The sequence below is a fragment of the Cyanobium sp. Lug-B genome (assembly GCF_024345635.1).
Classification (GTDB): domain Bacteria; phylum Cyanobacteriota; class Cyanobacteriia; order PCC-6307; family Cyanobiaceae; genus Cyanobium; species Cyanobium minutissimum.
This window is the reverse complement of the sequence record NZ_JAGQBM010000017.1, coordinates 38,282-54,295: the sequence shown is the minus strand read 5'-3', so window position 1 is coordinate 54,295 and position 16,014 is coordinate 38,282. Positions and strand designations below refer to the sequence as shown.

Below are 16,014 nucleotides of genomic sequence, written 5' to 3'. Positions count from 1 at the left end.
GCCGCCGGGAGCTGGCCGGGAGCGCGCCGGCGCCAGGACGGGCCCGGAGCTGGCGGCGACCCGGATGCTCGCCCTGGCCCTGCAGGCCAGGGCGCTCGAGGCGGCCGAGTCCAGCGCCGTTACGGCGCTGTGGGAGCAGGCGACGCCCACCCGGGAGGCCCCCGCCGGGATGGCCACCGCTCCGGAGGGAATGGAACTGCGGCGACTGCCGCTCGCCAGAGCCCGCAGCGCCGGTCTGGCCTCCAGCGACCCCCTCGCCGTGCTCGCCGGCGGCAAGGTGCTGCTGCTGTGGCCGGATGGCAGCACCTTCTGGCTGCTGGCGGCCGCGGGCGACAGCCGGGCCGCAGGCGACAGCCGTGGCGCAGGCGACAGCCGTGGCGCAGGCGACAGCCGTGGCGGAGAAGGCAGCCGTGGCGGAGAAGGCAGCCGGAGCGGAGGGGACAGCCGTGCCGCCGGGGCCAAGCCCTGAGGCGGATCAGTCGCCGGTGGCCTGAGGCGCCGCCAGTGCCTCGAACAGGCGCCCCAGGGCCTCCGCCAGGGCGGTGGCGTCGAGCATGCCGTAGCTGAGCCGCAGCAGGGACTGCCCGCCGACCTGGGGCAGTCCGAAGCTGTCGCCCGGCAGGGCGGCCACACCGTGCCCCAGCACCAGATGGCGCAGCAGCGACGCGCCCCCCAGGCTGCAGGGGAACCGCAGCAGCCCATAGAAGGCGCCGTCAGGAGGGCCCAGCAGCTCCACCGCCTGGCCGCCGGCGCGGGCGGTGGCCACCGCATCGAACAGCTGCCGGCGCCGCTCGCCGAGGGCGGCGATGTGGGGCCGGCACCAGGCCGGGCCGGCCTCCAGGGCCGCCAGGGCCGCCCGCTGGCTCACCAGGGGCGGACAGATCAGCACCGTGTCCTGGACCTTGGCCAGCGCCCCCATCAGCTGGCGCGGCACCGCCGCATAGCCCACCCGCCAGCCGGCCATGCCGTAGGCCTTCGACAGGGAGAACAGGGACACCGTGTGGGCCCCGCTGCCCGGCAGACGGCCAGGACTTCCATGGGGCACCGTCCCATGGAGGAAGTCGGCGTAGGCCTCGTCGCTCACATGCAGCAGCCCATGGTGGTGGCAGAGGCGGTTGATGGCCGCCAGCACCTCCGGCGGCGTCACCAGACCGCTGGGGTTGTTGGGAGAGATCGTCACGATGGCCCGGGTGCGGGGGGTGATCGCCGCCGCCAGCCGCCCGGGATCGGGCACCAGCCCCGCCGCCACCGGCACGGGCACGCCGCCGGCCAGGCGGATCGCCATGGCGTGATTGAAATAGAAGGGCAGCGGCAGCAGCACCTCGTCGCCCGGGTCGCAGAGCACCTGGGCGATGGCGTGGAAGGCCATGTTGCTGCCTGCGGTCACCAGCAGGTCGCTGCCCTCCAGATCCAGCCACCGCGCCTCGGTGAGCTCCCGCCGGACCGCCGCCAGCAGGTCCTCCTCGCCCTGCATCGCGCCGTAGCGGTCAAGCCGCGGGTCGGCCTCCGCCAGCGCCAGGGCGACGGCCTGGCGCGCCGCCGCCGGGGGCGCCCAGCTGACCATGCCCTGGGCCAGGGAGAGGACATCCGGGCGCTGGCGCATCAGGGCCCCCACCTGGGCGATCACCGGATCGGCCACCGCCGCCATCCGCCCCGCGGCCTTGGGAGCTGTCCACCCCATCTCAGGCCATCACGGGCAGGAACAGCTCCATCACTGCCCCGCCCCTGGGATGGTTGGAGGCCTGGATGCGGCCGCCATGGGTGACGGCGATCTGCTGGACGATCGCCAGGCCCAGTCCGCTGCCCCCCCGATCGCTGCGCACCCTGGAGGGATCACCGCGGTAGAAGCGCTCGAACATGTGCTCGAGGTCGTCCTCGCTGAGCCCGGGACCCTCGTCGCGCACGGTCAGCAGGCACCAGCCCGCCGTCGCTTCGATCTCCACCCACACGGTGCCCTCCTCCGGGCTGTAGCGCAGGGCATTGTCCAGCAGGTTGAGCACGGCCCGGTGCAGCCGCGAGCCATCCCCCAGCACCGCCAGGTCCCCCTCGGCACTGAGCGCGAGGCGAATGGAGCGCCGTTCGGCCAGGGGCCGCAGGCCCAGCCAGACCTGCTGCACCAGCTGGGGCAGCTCGACCCGGCCACGGCGGCGCACCCCCTCGGGCAGGGTGTTCTCCAGCCGGGAGAGTTCCATCAGGTCGCCCACGAGCCGCTGCAGCCGCAGCAGCTCCCGCTGCAGCCGTTCCACCAGCACGGCATTGGCGTCGTTGACGTGGGCGGCGAGGCTGTCGCCCACCAGCAACAGGGCCGTGAGGGGCGTCTTGAGCTCGTGGGCCACATCGCTGACCCAACGCTCCTGCTGCTCCAGCTGGGCTTCGAGCGAACGACGACTCTGGAGCAGCAGCGCCACCCAGCCGCCCTCACCGGGGAGGGCAAAGACCGCCAGCTGCTGGTCGCCGAGCTCCCAGTCGAGCCGCTGGGGCCGCTCCCGTCGCCGGGTGTTGCGGACCACCTCCTCCAGTTCGCTGGAGCGGCAGACCCGCTCCAGGGGTTCCTGGCGCCGCAGCCCCGCTCCGGGGGCCTCCAGCAGCCGTTCGGCCCGCGGGTTGATCAGCTGGATGTGGTCGGTGCTGTCGAGGATCACCCAGCCATCGGGAGCGGCGTCGATCCAGCGCATCAGCTGCCGGAGGGACAGCCCGGCAACGGTGCGGCCGGGCCTGTCGCTGCGGCGTGCCAGCAGCCAGCCCAGGGCCAGCCCCAGCAGCCCCGCCAGCACGGTTCCCATTCAGCCGAAGCGGTAGCCGAAGCCCCGGACGGTGATCAGGTGTTCCGGAGCCGAGGGGTTGGCCTCCAGCTTCTCCCGCAGCCAGCGGATGTGGACGTCGACGGTCTTGCTGTCGCCGAAGTAGTCGTAGCCCCAGACCCGCTCCAGCAGCTTGTCGCGGCTCCAGACACGGCGGGGATGCTGCATGAACAGCTCCAGCAGCCGGTATTCCTTCGGCGAGAGGTTGACCTCCAGGCCATCGCGGGTGACGCGGCACTCCTCGGGGTAGAGGCTGAGGTTGGCGTGCTGGAGCACCTTGGCGGCCACCTCCACCGAGCGGCTGCGCCGCATCAGGGCCCGGCAGCGGGCCACCAGTTCCCGCAGGCCGAAGGGCTTGATCAGATAGTCGTCGGCTCCCACCTCCAGGCCCAGCACCCGGTCGGTTTCGCTGTCCCGGGCACTGACCACCAGGATCGGGGTCTGGTTGCCGGCGGAGCGGAGCTGCCGGCAGAGATCGAGGCCCCCCAGGCCGGGCAGCATCAGATCGAGCACCACCAGGGAGAATTCCTCTCCGGGAGGGCACTCCTGCAGGGTGCGCAGGGCCTCCTTGCCGTTGCCGCAGGCGGTGACGGAAAACCCCTCCAGCACCAGCACGTCGCGGATGGTCTCGCGGATCGTGTCGTCGTCCTCGACGACCAGGAGGGGGGGATGCATGCCGGCATTATCGGCGTCGGCGGCGGGGAGATCCCAGAACTGTCTCACCGCCGTGGCAGATAGCTGACCACCAGACGCCGCTGGCTGTCGAGCTGCAGCCAGCCTTCGTCGCGGAGGGCGCCGATCACGCGGGTGACGGTGACCCGGGTGGTGGCCAGGGCACTGGCCACCTCCTGATGGGTGAGGCGCAGGTTGAGGCGCAGACCCGACTCGCAGGGCTGGCCGTACTCGCTGGCCAGGAGCTCGAGGAAGCCGCGCACCCGTTCATCGACGCGCTTCAGACCCATCAGGGCCAGCAGGGCCTGGCTCTGCTGGATGCGCTGGCCGAGGGCCTCCAGCATCGCCACGGCCAGGGTGCCGTCCTGGCGGATCTCGCTGCAGCTGAGGCAGAGCAGGTCGGTGTCGGCCAGGGTGGTGGCGGCGTAGGCCTCGACACCATTGAGCGGATCGCCGAAGGGCTCGTTGGGGCCGGCCAGACCGAGCAGCATCTCGTCACCGTGAATGGTGATGGCACTGAGCTTCACCATGCCGCGAACCACGAGCCAGACGTTGTTCTTCAGCAGGGGGACATGGCTCCCGGCGCTGACATGAACCAGACTGCGTTTCTGGTAGTTGGCTTCAAGAAGTTCGCGGAATCCATCCTTGCTGCCGGATTCACGGGAGGGCGTGAATACCATCGGGGAAAGCGCATCGGATGCATCGAACTGTATGCAGCGACACCCGAGGGACGGGCAAAGGCCTGGTAGTGCTTTGGTTAAGAGCTCGGTAAGGCGGGGGAGGTCAGCAGGCTGGGCTGGGGCTGGCCCTGGCAGCGCCGTTCGAGCAGCGCCATCGACAGGCTGCGGCGCCGCTCCGGCCGAACCAGCCCATCGGCCCGCTGCCGCCACTGCCCCCAGCAGGCCTGGGCCCGGCCCCGCAGCAGGGCCTCCAGCACGGGCACGCTGCGCGCCAGCCCCGACGGCAGCTGGTCATCGATCGCCTTCTCCAGGACGTGGAGATCGTTGAGTTCACCGAGGAGCTCCTGCAGGTCCCGCAGCTCGGCGATCCACTGCCGGCAACGGGAGCCGGTGACGGCACCGAGATTCTCCAGCCCGTAGCGCGCCGTCTTGAGTCGCTTGCGCAGGTCGTGGACGAGTTCCATGTCACCCTGCCGGTCGGCGATGAACCAGCCGGGGTGCTGAAACAGGCCGGCCACCATCGGAGCCTGCCACTCCTGGCTCCAGGAACGCAGGGGAAGCGCCCCCAGCGGGGTGAGATCGGGCTCCCGGAGCCAGCCCTGGAGCTGAGAGAGCAGTTTCAGGTAGCCGCCGCTGTGCAGGGCCGTGACCAGCTGCTCGTAGGCCAGGGCCCGCTCGCGCCGCAGCTGCTTCAGCACCGGCCGCAGGGCCCTGCGCTCCCCATCGGGCAGCTCACCGATGAGGTCGTGCTCCAGCCGCTGGCGCAGCACATCCAGATCCCGCGCCATGCCGAGGCGGCGCACCATCTTGGCCAGCCGCGGATCGCCGACGGCCCGGGGCAGCCGCAGGGCGGGGGCGAACTGCTGCAGACAGGTGCGCAGACGACGCAGGGACACGCGCATCTGATGCAGGGGTTCGGGGTCCCGGTCGGCCAGAACGGGCCCCTGGAGTGACACCAGCTTCTGGGTGTGGCGCCCGATCAGGTCAACGGCGAAGGCTCCGTTGCTGGTGAAAGGCTCGTCGTACGGGCTGGCCATGGGAGGGGCCGGGGGCCTCAACGGGGTGATGTCGAGCGGATCTCCGCGAAGCTGCGGCGGATCGCCTGGCTGATGGTGAGTCCGATGGGCAGATCGCCGCCGAAGGAGGTGCCGAGCAGATGGCGATAGAGCTTGGATTCAACGATACGGTAGGTATCCTTCGGCAGGGGAATGGCGCCCGCCTGCTCCGTGAACCGCAGACCCCGCTGCACGGTGAACGTGATGAAACGACGCACTTCGGGCCTCTCGCGCAGGTCCTTGTCGTTCACATAGACGAAGAGCGGACGGGAGAGGGGCTGGTAGCGCTCCCGCTGTACGTTGTTGACTGAAGGCAGCCAGGCGCCCCTCGGCCCGGCGATTTCCAGGGCCTTGAGTCTGCCGCCCTGGCTTCGGTAGTACGAGAAACCGAAATAACCCAGGGCTTGGGGATTTTTCTCCACACAGCGCACCAGCACGTTATCGTCTTCGCTGGCGGTGTAATCGCTGCGGGAGTTACCCGAATCGCCATTAATGGCTTTGTTGAAGTAGTCGAAGGTTCCCGAATCCTTGCCGGGCCCGCAGAGGCTGATCGGCCGATCCGGCCAGGCGGGATTGACCTGCTTCCAGCGCTGGATGCGGCCCTGGGCCTTGCGGTTCCAGAGGCTGGAGAGCTGGGCCGTGCTGATGCGGCTGGCCCAGGTGTTGCGGGGGTTGACCACCACCGAGATGGCATCGAAGGCGAGCGGCAGTTCGATGAAGCGGACCCCCCTGGCGGCGCAGGCCTTCAGCTCCTTGGAATTGATCGGGCGGGAGGAGTTGCTGATCGGGATCTCACCCCGGCAGAAGCTGCGCAGGCCGCCGGAACTGCCCGTCTCCTTCAGGGCGATGGAGACCGGCGGCCCACCCGGCCGCTCCTGGAAGGCTTTGGCCGCCGCCTCCATGATCGGGAAGACGGTGCTCGACCCCTCGATCCGCACCACCGGCGCCGGGGCCGTCTGGGCGTCGGCCCGCTTCGCCGTCAGGGCAGTCCCGAGCCAGGCCCCCAGCAGGAGGGCCACCCCGGCCCGCGCCCCGGTACGCAGCATCGGACCTGTCGCGGACAGCTTCGGGACCATGTCGTGACCAGCGAAGGGGAGGCGCTGGGCCGATCCTGCACCACGAAGACCGGGGGTTGGGTTAAGGGGAGATTGTGGCTGCGGCCACGGCAGCCACGCTGCAAGGGATTCCTTCCAGGGTCATCAGCCCTGCCCTGTCCAGTCCTGGAACCAGCCCCGCCGCCACAGCCACCAGGCCTGGAGCGTGGCGATGAGCAGCATCAGCAGCATGACGATGGCGTAACCATGGCGCCACTTCAGCTCGGGCATGTACTCGAAGTTCATGCCGTAGATGCCGACGATGAACGTGAGCGGCGCGAAGATGCTGGTGAGAATGGTGAGGGTCTTCATCACCTGGTTCATCCGGTTGCCCACGCTGGCGGCATAGGACTGGGTGATGGCATCGCACTGGCCGCGGAGAGACCCGCAGGCTTCGAACAGCTGATCCACCAGCTCGGCCATGTCCCGGAAGCCCTCCAGGGCCTCGGTGCCCAGCAGCCTCTGCCGCTGACGCAGCAGCAGCCGGATCTGGTGGCGCAGGGGCCAGATCATGGTGCGGATGATCCGCAGGTTGCTGCGGAATTCGTAGGAGCGGCGCAGGATCACCGGCCGGGGATTCCGCAGGGAGGATTCCTCCAGGGCATCCAGCCGCTGGGACATGGCCTCCAGCATCGGGAACAGATCATCCAGCAGGTCATCGATCAGGAAGTGCAGGATGTCGTCCAGGTCCCGGTCCGCCAGGGATCCCGACTGGGACAGCAGCCAGTCGGTGAGTTCAGGGAAGGGATCGCCGCCGCCACCTTCCTCCAGGGTGATCAGCAACCCGGGCAGCAGCACCAGGGCCACCTGCTCGCTGACGAGATGGGCCGGGTCCTTGGCGAAGCTGAGCCGGTGCAGCACCACCAGCACCAGGTCCTCCAGCCCGTTGACCTGGGGCCGCTGGGGCACCTCGAGCAGGGGGCCGCGCAGCACCGCCGGCACCTCGAGGCGATCCAGGAGCTCCAGGATGGAGCGGCGATCGCCCAGCCCCTGCACCCGCAGCCACAGGGGTGTGCCCTCCTTGCGCAGGGCGACCAGGCGGTCGACGTCGCCGGCGGTCGTTCGCACGGGCCCGGAGGCGAGGCAGGCCACCGCATCGGCGCGGGTGGGCCCGAGCCCGCCGTGGACATAGAGGTGGGTGGGCAGGCCCGCCGGGCGCTGGTCGAGTCGCTGGGAATCGAGCGCCCCCGGAGTGAGTCGCAGCACGGGCGTACCGGTTGTTGGCACGATTCAACCGCAACCGTCCGTCAGGGGGTATCGCCAACGGCACCGTCCATGGGACCGTCCAACGTGGCTGGTCCCAGGTCTTTACGGGGCCTTAATGGAAGCCCGCTAGGGTGATCTCCTGATGATGTCCGTGCGTTGACAAACCAGCCATCCACGGGACCGCTGAATTCCGAACGCGGCCGGTCCGACCGAGATGTCAAGTCTCCCATGGAGGCCCATGGCAGCTATCGGGGCAGCGACTGGAGTCCCGAGCGGTTGATGTTCCACCAGAACCTGGAGTCCTTCGCTGACCAGGTCGGCTTGATCGTCGGCCTGCAGGCCAACGGCAAGATGACCCAGGACGAGGCCTACGCGAAAATCAAGAAGATCTGGAAAGGGCTCAAATTCACCCGCAGTTCCCTCTTCGACGAATCCACCGACTGAATCCTGCCGTCTGCGCAGTGACGGCGATCACGGCAGCGGGTCGTCGGGTTCACAGTTGGTCCGGAACGACAGGCAGGTGAGCAGGGGGCTGGTGGGATGCCCGTGCTGGGCCAGTGCGTCGAGCACCTCGGTGGCCCAGATGCAGGGCACATTCGCCGCGGTGCAGATCCGCAGGATCTCCTCCTGAATCGGAGCCAGGGCCTCCCAGCCGCACTCGATCGCCAGGTCGCCCCGGGCGATCATCACGCCCACCGGGGCGCCGTGGGCCATGGCCGCCAGCAGCAGCCGGGGCAGGTTCAGGTAGGCCTGGCGGGTTTCGATCTTGAGCACCACCGCCAGATCGCCCCGGCCCATCCCCTCCAGGCAGTGGCGCAGGCTCTGGATGTCGGACTCCCGGTGCACGAAGGAAGAGCTGATCATGTCGGCGTGCTGTGCCGCGAACGCCAGGTCCTCGATGTCCTTGGCGGTGAGGGCCGGCGTGCGCAGGTCACTGTCAGGGAAATTGATCCCCTTGTCGGAGCGAAGTCGGCTGCCCCTGGCCTGGGCCTTGGTGACCTCAATCACCACCTCCTGGGCGGACACCCCACGGATCACGGCACCGATGCGGCCATCGTCGAAGAGCACCCGCTCGCCGAGGCAAAGATCGCCGAAGACCTCCGGCAGGGTGCAGGGGAGCGTGCCGCCGCCCTGGTCCGGCTCCGGTGTCAGGCGGAGGACGTCGCCCGGACGCAGCAGCCGTTCGCCGCTCTCCGGCGCCAGCGGTCCCACGCGAAGCCGGGCTTTGCCGTGCCGCTGGCGGAACACCAGGCCGGACGTGAAGTGGCACGTCTTTTCGGCCTGCAGCAGCAGAACCCCATCGGGGCCGCGTCGCATCACCTGGAGGGTGCGCCAGCGGCCGGAGCCATCCCGCCCCTGCAGGCGACTCCCCTGCTTCAGCCGCTTCGCCTTCGACAGTCGCGCCGGCAGCCGCACGGCTTCCATGTCCTCCGGCCCGGGCAAGGCTCCAGGCGGCACCGCCAGGATCCGCACCGGTTGGGTGGGCCGCCCCATCCGGTCGCGGGGGGGACGGGCGCGGATCACTGCGGGCTGGAGGGCCAGCTGGCCGGTCCGCAGCTTCGGGCCCGCCAGGTCCATGGCGATCGCACAGGGGCGGCCCGTGATCACCCGGGCCGCTCTGAGCGCGTCCACCATCCGGCCCCAGACCACGGGGTCGTCATCGGCGCCATTGATGCGGGCGATGGACATCCCCGCCGCCAGCAGATCAGCGACCAGGGCGGGACTCCCGGCCGCCTCCGCCGGCAGGGTGACCATGATTCCGGCGCCCCCCGCGGCGGCCAGGGCTCCGAACAACCGGTCGCCATGCTGCTCCAGCGCGGCGGGACCGCCCAGGCCCGCGGGGCTGCCCGGCTGTTGCTGCGTCACCGCCGCTGAGGGGCCAAGACCTTCGAGCGCCTCCAGGGCGGTGATCACCGCCTCCAGACTGGACATCAGGTGGGCATCACAATCGGTGAGGGCACACAGGCCCCGCTGGCGCAGCGCCTTCGGCAGCCCCGGATGGGCATGGCGGTGGAAGGCCATGACATGCAGCAGGTTGCGGGCACTGGCCCGGTAGTCGGGGTGAATGGCCTCCAGGCAGGCGGCCTCCTCCACCGCGATGCGCTCCAGCGTGGCCCTGAGGGCCCGCAGGGTGTCGAGCATCCAGAGGGCCGGGGTGGGGTCGTTCATGGCGGCTGGCCCTCGGTGGCGTTGGCCCCACCCACGGCCACGGCTTCCACAGCACAGTGCAGGCCCTGACGGCGCAACTCCACCGCCAGCTGTTCGGCCAGCTCGAGGTCGAGGGCCGGGGTGACGCGCTCCGCCCCATCGAGCAGGGGGGCCATCACCCCCGGTGCCCCCCCCAGATGCCTGGCCAGGGACTGGAGAGCCGCGAAGCGGCCCTCTTCCCTGGGGGAGCCTTGCAGGCGGAGGCGCCAGCCGGGCGGATCGGGACAGCCCAGCTCGATCCGCCGCAGCTGGGTCAGGGTGGCCAGCACCAACAGCTCATCGCCCGCCGCCAGCACCAGATCGAGGCCGGGAAGGACTAGGGGGGAAGGCCGGCCGCTGCGCAGGAGGTGGATGGTGGTGACCCCGTAGCCCTGCTCCACCCGGGAGAGGTTCAGGCCCCACAGCGCATCGCCCTGTTGAATGCGGTAGCGCACCAGCAGGTGGTTGGCGCCGTCGATCCGACAGATCTCTTCCACCCGTTCCCCGAACGCCGTGGCCACGACGGCGTCGGCCACCAGATCCATGCTGGAGATCACCGCAACGCCGCCCAGCAACTCGCCGAGTCGTTCGGCCGCCTCGACGGCGTGGGAAAGGATGGCGTAGCGAGCGCCGGGCCAGGTCTTCTGCAGCTGGAAGGTCTCCTGGAGGTTGGCGAGCAGATCGATCGAGAGGAGGCCGACTCCCTCCACCCGACAGAGCTGCAACGCGGCGAGCGCACTCTCCCAGCGCGGAACGATCGCCAGACCCGGCCGTTGCAGCGCCGGCACGGGCCTGGGATCGATGCGCAGCACGTGCAGGCCGTCCCTGACCAGGTTGTCGGCCACCCTCGCGGCGAGTTCCTCCCCTTCGGCCAACAGGATCCAGCGACTGCCACGCCGGAAACGGCCGGGCTGGCCCCATCCGAAGCGGTCCCGCAGCAACCGTTCCAGGATCACCGCCACCAGGGCAGAGGTGAGCAGGGTGCCCACCAGGGAATACAGCAGGGTGACGCCGATCAGCCAGGGGGCCGCGGCGGCGATGCCGTCATCCGGGTGGAGCATCACGTTCACCGGATCGACGTACTCCCCCTTCAGAAGGGACAGGGTGACGAACATCCCCTGGCGCCATCCACCGCCGGTGGAAAACAGGGCCAGACCGAGGGCCATGAGCAACACGAAGGCCAGCAACCCGCCCTGCTGCAGCCGGCTGCAATGCCGCCACAGCCGCAGCGGTGCCCCCAGGCCGCGGCGCAGGGCCATCCCCCTGCCGCTGGCCGTCGTGGCGGGAACGGCGTCCGACGGACGGTGGTGGTGTGACCCCATCGGAATCACCTGCAGGGATCTGGCCGGGTCGGCTGTGGCCTGACGGAGGCGACGCTGCTGACGTCGATCCAGGTCTTTTCCTTCCACCACCAGGTACGACTGACCATCGACGCGGAAGCAGGCCTCCTGGTCACCAGGCCGCAGGGCCTCGGTGACGGCCCCGGCCGTGAGCAGCAGGGGATCCACCACAGCCACCCCAGGCAGGCGCTCCTCGAGCAGGGCCCCGAGGCTGGCCAGCTGGCCGGAGGAGCGCACCACCAGGTCCGCCGAGGGATTGAGCAACCTCACCTGCAGGGCCGCTTCCACGTTCACCGTGCTCTCGGTGCTCAGGAGCAGCACGGCGCGGGCTGTCTCGACCCCGGCCTGGGAGAGCACATGGGGCAGGCGCATGTCCCCCAGCACGAGCGCGTCTCCGAAGCGATCCTCCAGGCGCGGATCGCGCCAGTCCGGCCGCTCGCGGTCCAGGCAGCGCAGCGGAACATCAAAGGGAAGCAGGCGCAGCAGGCAGGCCTGGCCGAGGGACCCGAGGCCACAGATCAGCACCGAACCCTCCCTGGGGCAGGATGCCCCGGGAGTTGAGGACGGAGTGCTGGACTCCCCTGGATGGGCGTCAGACTCGGAAATGGAACCCTGGCAGGCCTGTCCATCCTCCCAAGCCGACGTTGATGCCGCTTCCCCCGGGACTTAACCATTCCTGGTGAGGGTGTACCCGTGCCCATGACCGTCCAGCCATGACCAGCACCCTCGCCCCCGGGATGAACCTTCCCGAGCCGGGCACCTACGCCGATCCCCAGCGCAACGGCCTGACGGCGAAGGATCTGCTCGATGGTCTGGTCGAGCATCTCTTTTATTCCCTCGGTCGGCGGGTGCAGAGGGCTGACCGCCACGACCTCTACATGGCGCTCAGCTACGCCGTGCGGGACCGGCTGATGACCCGCTACCTGGCGGGGCTGGAAGCCATCGACGCCCACCCCAGGCGGGTCGTGGCCTACCTCTCGGCCGAGTTCCTGATCGGCCCCCAGCTCGGCAATAACCTCCTGATGCTGGGCATCCAGCAGGAGGCCGCCGAGGCTCTCAAGCCGTTCGGCATCAACGACATCGAGGAGATCCTCCACGTGGAGGAGGAGCCCGGCCTCGGCAATGGCGGCCTGGGTCGTCTGGCCGCCTGCTTCCTCGAATCCCTCGCTACCCTCGAGATCCCGGCCACCGGCTACGGCATCCGCTACGAGTTCGGCATCTTCGACCAGCTGATCCGCGACGGCCGCCAGGTGGAAATCACCGACAAGTGGCTCAAGGGCGGTTGGCCATGGGAAATCGCGCAGCCGGAGAAAGCCTGCACCGTGGGCTTCGGCGGCCACACCGAGAGCTACCGCGACCGGAACGGCGCCTACCGGGTGCGCTGGATCCCCGCCGAGCTCGCCATCGGCGTCCCGCACGATGTGCCCGTGCTCGGCTACCGGGTGAACACCTGCAACCGGCTGCGGCTCTGGCGAGCAGAGGCGTGCGAATCCTTCGACTTCCAGGCCTTCGACAGCGGCAACTACGAGGGCGCCGTGGAGGCCAAAGTGAATTCGGAGACCCTCTCCAAGGTGCTTTACCCCAGCGACGGCACCAGTGCGGGCCGCCAGCTGCGCCTCAAGCAGCAGCACTTCTTCGTCAGCTGCTCGCTGCAGGACATGATCCGCAGCCTCGATGCCCGCGGCATTCCCGTCCAGGAGTTCCCCGAGCACTGGGCCATCCAGCTCAACGACACCCACCCCTCCATCGCCGTCGCCGAGCTGATGCGGCTCCTGCTCGACGACAAGCATCTCGAGTGGGACAGCGCCTGGGCCATCACCACCGCCTGCCTCTCCTACACCAACCACACCCTCCTGCCCGAGGCCCTGGAAAAGTGGGGCCTCGATCTCTTCGGCTCCCTGCTGCCCCGCCATCTCGAGCTGATCTTCGAGATCAACCGCCGCTTCCTCCAGCAGGTGCGCCTCAAGTACCCCGGCAACGACGCCGTGCTGCGACGCCTCTCGATCATCGATGAGGCCGGCGACAAGGCCGTCCGCATGGCCCACCTCGCCACCATCGGCTCCCACCACGTCAACGGCGTCGCCGCCCTCCACAGCGCCCTGGTCAAGCAGGACCTCTTCCCCGAGTTCGCCGCCCTCTGGCCCGAGAAGTTCACCAACGTCACCAACGGCGTCACCCCCCGGCGCTGGGTGGCCCTGGCCAATCCGGCGCTGCATGAGCTGTTCTGCGAGAGCATCGGCCCCGACTGGACGACCCGGCCCGGGGCCCTCCAGCGCCTTCAGGACTTCCAGGAGGATGGGTCGTTTCTGGATCGCTGGGGGGCGTGCAAGCGGATCGCCAAGGAGCGGCTGGCCGGATACGTCCGACGGCATCTGGAGCTGGCTGTTGACCCAGACAGCCTTTTCGACGTGCAGGTGAAGCGCATCCACGAGTACAAGCGCCAGCACCTCAATGCCCTCCAGGTGATCGCCCAGTACCTGCGCATCAAGAACGGCCTCGCTGACGGCATGGCCCCCCGCACCGTGATCTTCGGGGGCAAGGCCGCCCCCGGCTACGCCATGGCCAAGCTGATCATCCGCTTCATCAACGGCATCGCCGACGTCGTCAACGCCGATCCAGACATGGACGGCCGCCTGCGCGTCATCTTCCTCGCCGACTACAACGTCAAGCTCGGGGAGCGGGTCTATCCCGCCGCCGACCTCTCCGAGCAGATCTCCACCGCCGGCCTCGAGGCCTCCGGCACCGGCAACATGAAATTCATGATGAACGGCGCCCTCACCATCGGCACCCTCGATGGCGCCAACGTCGAGATCCGTGAGCAGGTGGGCGATGACAACTTCTTCCTGTTCGGACGGACCACTGAGGAGATCGGCCAGCTGCGGGGTCACTATCGGCCCTGGGAGTGGCTAGGGAACGATCCGGTGCTGGCCGAGGTGTTCGAGCTGATCGAGCAGGGGCACTTCAGCCAGGGGGACACGGAACGGTTCCGGCCCCTGACGGACCAGCTGCGGGGGGTCGATCCCTTCTTCGTGCTGGCCGATTTCAGCGACTACCTCCGGGCCCAGGACGCCATCAATGTCACCTGGGCCGACCGCAGCCGCTGGAATCGGATGGCCATCATGAACGCCGCCCGCAGCGGCTTCTTCTCCTCCGATCGCGCGATCAGGGAATATGCGCAGAGAATCTGGGACGTGCAGCCCTCTCCAGTGGCCATGACCGGAGGGCCCGGTCGCACCTGATCCTTAGCCCACCGTCAGCATGGTGGAGGGATTCTGGATTCGGACCATGACTCCCCAATCCTCAGGCGCCCTGACCACCATGCGGCTTCTGGCCCAGGGCCGGGACCTGCGGACCGTCGCCCCAGGGGAGGTGATCTTCCAGGCGGGTGACCTTGGCAACTCGGTCGTTGGGATCCTGGAAGGAGAGGTCAGGATCGACTGGGCCGGAGGTCGCGAGAGTGAACGCCTCGGCCTCGGCAGCACCTTCGGCGTGGGCGCCCTGGTGGACGCCCCGCACCTGCGCTTTGGCACCGCCACGGCCCAGCTGGACGCCCAGCTGCTGGAAATGAAGCGGGAGGAGTTCCTGTTTGCGCTTCAGGAGTTGCCGATGTTCGCCCTGGAGATGCTGCACGGGCTAGAGGAGCGCCTGGGCGATCTGAAGCGGGCGAGTGGCGAGCTCAGTGGGCCACCCCCGGCATGAAGCGCCGCTCGTGCTGGTATCCCTTCAGCATGCGGTTCCAGTAGATCCAGGGCAGCACGTCCTTCTTCACCACCCACATGCTCCAGCGCTCCTGGGTGGGATCGAGGGGGAAGGAGGGAACGGGCTGGCCGTCGTAGTTGAACTCGGCCATGATCACCCGCCCGTAGCCGGTGATCAGCGGACAGCAGGCGTAGCCGTCGTAGCGGGCGGCCAGGGGCTGGCCATCGAGGTGGGCCAGCAGGTTGGCCACCAGCACCGGCGCCTGGCCCCGCACCGCCGCGGCGGTCTTGGAATTGGGCAGCGAAGACACATCACCGAGGGAGAAGACGTTGGGATGGCGCACGTGCTGGGTGGTGAACTTGTCCACATCCACCCAGCCCCCCGGTCCGGCCACCGCCAGGGGGCTGGTGGCCACCACATCCGGGGCCGCCATCGGCGGGGTGACGTGCAGCATCCCGAAGGGGAGCACCTCCTCCCGCACCGTGTCGCCGTCCTTGACGGCGAAGACCGCCTCCTTGCTGGCGGCGCGCACCTCCTTGAGGGTGTGCAGGTAGCGGGGCTCGATGCCGCGGCGGGCCACCACCTGGCGCAGGGGTTCGGCGAAGGTGGGAATGCCGAAGATCCCCGGCGTGGCGGTGGCAAAGATCACCTTGGTCGCCGCCGCCACCACCGGCGAGCGCTTGAAGACGTCGTCGGCCAGGTACATGATCTTCTGGGGCGCCCCGGCGCATTTGATCGGTGTGTCGGGGAAGGTGAAGATCGCGTTGCCGCCGGAGAAGGCCTGGATCGTCTGCCAGGTGTAATCGACCAGATCCTTGGAATAGTTGCTGGTGATGCCCTGGCTGCCGAGGGCCTCCGGCAGCCCCTTGATCCGGTCCCAGCAGAGCTTGATGCCGGTGGCCACCACCAGGGCGTCGTAGTGGAGCGTTTCGCCGTCGCTGCTGGTCACGGTGCCGGCCGCCGGATCGAAGCTGGCGGCGGCGGCGTGGATCCAGCGCACCCCCTCGGGGATCAGGTCGGCCTCGGCCCGACGGGTCTGCTCGAGGCTGAAGACGCCGGCGCCCACCAGGGTCCAGCCGGGTTGGTAGTAGTGGTCGGGGGAGGGCTCCAGGATGGCGATCTCCAGGCCCGGCCGGGCCCGCTTGAGCTGGCTGGCCACGGTGAGGCCCGCAGCCCCTCCGCCGACGATCAGGATCTGGTGATGGGCCATGGAACGGGAATGAAACGCGGAGGGCCCGGCAACGGCGAGGGGAATCGTTACGGTCCTGATCCTTCGTGGC

The 16,014-nt window shown here is 69.3% G+C and carries 13 protein-coding genes and 1 pseudogene; 4 read left to right on the top strand and 10 right to left on the bottom strand.

The window, feature by feature from the left end; all coding sequences use genetic code 11:
- Window positions 1-469: pseudogene (locus KBY81_RS06385) on the top strand (hypothetical protein); the annotation flags it as partial.
- A gap of 6 nt (window positions 470-475) precedes the next feature.
- Here the strand turns inward: KBY81_RS06385 and KBY81_RS06380 are convergent.
- The 7 genes from KBY81_RS06380 to corA all read right to left on the bottom strand — a co-directional run bounded on the left by KBY81_RS06380 (window position 476) and on the right by corA (window position 7,508).
- Entirely contained in the window at window positions 476-1,681 is a 1,206-nt protein-coding gene (locus tag KBY81_RS06380) for an aminotransferase class I/II-fold pyridoxal phosphate-dependent enzyme (protein ID WP_254975996.1), read from the bottom strand.
- A 1-nt stretch (window position 1,682) separates the two neighbouring features.
- On the bottom strand, window positions 1,683-2,783 hold the full coding sequence (locus KBY81_RS06375) for a PAS domain-containing sensor histidine kinase (protein ID WP_254973227.1): 1,101 nt from the start codon (window positions 2,781-2,783) through the stop codon (window positions 1,683-1,685).
- Complete coding sequence (locus tag KBY81_RS06370; RefSeq protein WP_254973229.1) at window positions 2,784-3,476, bottom strand: response regulator transcription factor; 693 nt, start codon at window positions 3,474-3,476, stop codon at window positions 2,784-2,786. It lies immediately after the preceding gene.
- Between the two features lie 44 nt (window positions 3,477-3,520).
- The gene (locus KBY81_RS06365) at window positions 3,521-4,153 is read right to left on the bottom strand and encodes a Crp/Fnr family transcriptional regulator (RefSeq protein ID WP_106222811.1); all 633 of its coding nucleotides are present in this window, start codon (window positions 4,151-4,153) and stop codon (window positions 3,521-3,523) included.
- Between the two features lie 77 nt (window positions 4,154-4,230).
- Window positions 4,231-5,190, bottom strand: a complete 960-nt coding sequence (locus KBY81_RS06360; protein ID WP_106222810.1) for a CHAD domain-containing protein — start codon at window positions 5,188-5,190, stop codon at window positions 4,231-4,233.
- Between the two features lie 17 nt (window positions 5,191-5,207).
- Entirely contained in the window at window positions 5,208-6,254 is a 1,047-nt protein-coding gene (locus KBY81_RS06355; RefSeq protein ID WP_254973231.1) for a PstS family phosphate ABC transporter substrate-binding protein, read from the bottom strand.
- Between the two features lie 153 nt (window positions 6,255-6,407).
- Complete coding sequence (gene corA, locus KBY81_RS06350) at window positions 6,408-7,508, bottom strand: magnesium/cobalt transporter CorA (RefSeq protein ID WP_254975995.1); 1,101 nt, start codon at window positions 7,506-7,508, stop codon at window positions 6,408-6,410.
- A gap of 228 nt (window positions 7,509-7,736) precedes the next feature.
- On the opposite strand from corA, the gene KBY81_RS06345 reads away from it, so the two are divergent.
- Entirely contained in the window at window positions 7,737-7,952 is a 216-nt protein-coding gene (locus KBY81_RS06345) for a hypothetical protein (RefSeq protein ID WP_106222808.1), read from the top strand.
- Between the two features lie 27 nt (window positions 7,953-7,979).
- Here KBY81_RS06345 and KBY81_RS06340 read toward each other — a convergent pair whose 3' ends face one another.
- Window positions 7,980-9,677, bottom strand: coding sequence for a pyruvate kinase (locus KBY81_RS06340; RefSeq protein WP_254975994.1), 1,698 nt, complete (start codon window positions 9,675-9,677; stop codon window positions 7,980-7,982).
- Window positions 9,674-11,560, bottom strand: coding sequence for an NAD-binding protein (locus KBY81_RS06335; RefSeq protein ID WP_254975993.1), 1,887 nt, complete (start codon window positions 11,558-11,560; stop codon window positions 9,674-9,676). Before KBY81_RS06335 ends, KBY81_RS06340 begins: the two co-directional genes overlap by 4 nt.
- Window positions 11,561-11,748: 188 nt before the next feature.
- Between KBY81_RS06335 and KBY81_RS06330 the strand changes: the two genes are divergently transcribed.
- Both KBY81_RS06330 and KBY81_RS06325 read left to right on the top strand, forming a co-directional pair.
- A complete protein-coding gene (locus tag KBY81_RS06330) occupies window positions 11,749-14,274 on the top strand; it encodes a glycogen/starch/alpha-glucan phosphorylase (protein ID WP_254975992.1) in 2,526 nt (841 codons plus the stop codon).
- 46 nt (window positions 14,275-14,320) lie between these two features.
- A complete protein-coding gene (locus KBY81_RS06325) occupies window positions 14,321-14,734 on the top strand; it encodes a Crp/Fnr family transcriptional regulator (RefSeq protein ID WP_254975991.1) in 414 nt (137 codons plus the stop codon).
- Here KBY81_RS06325 and KBY81_RS06320 read toward each other — a convergent pair.
- Window positions 14,712-15,944, bottom strand: coding sequence for an FAD/NAD(P)-binding oxidoreductase (locus KBY81_RS06320; protein ID WP_254975990.1), 1,233 nt, complete (start codon window positions 15,942-15,944; stop codon window positions 14,712-14,714). The two genes, KBY81_RS06325 and KBY81_RS06320, sit on opposite strands and share 23 nt — an antisense overlap.
- Between the last annotated feature and the right edge of the window lie 70 nt (window positions 15,945-16,014).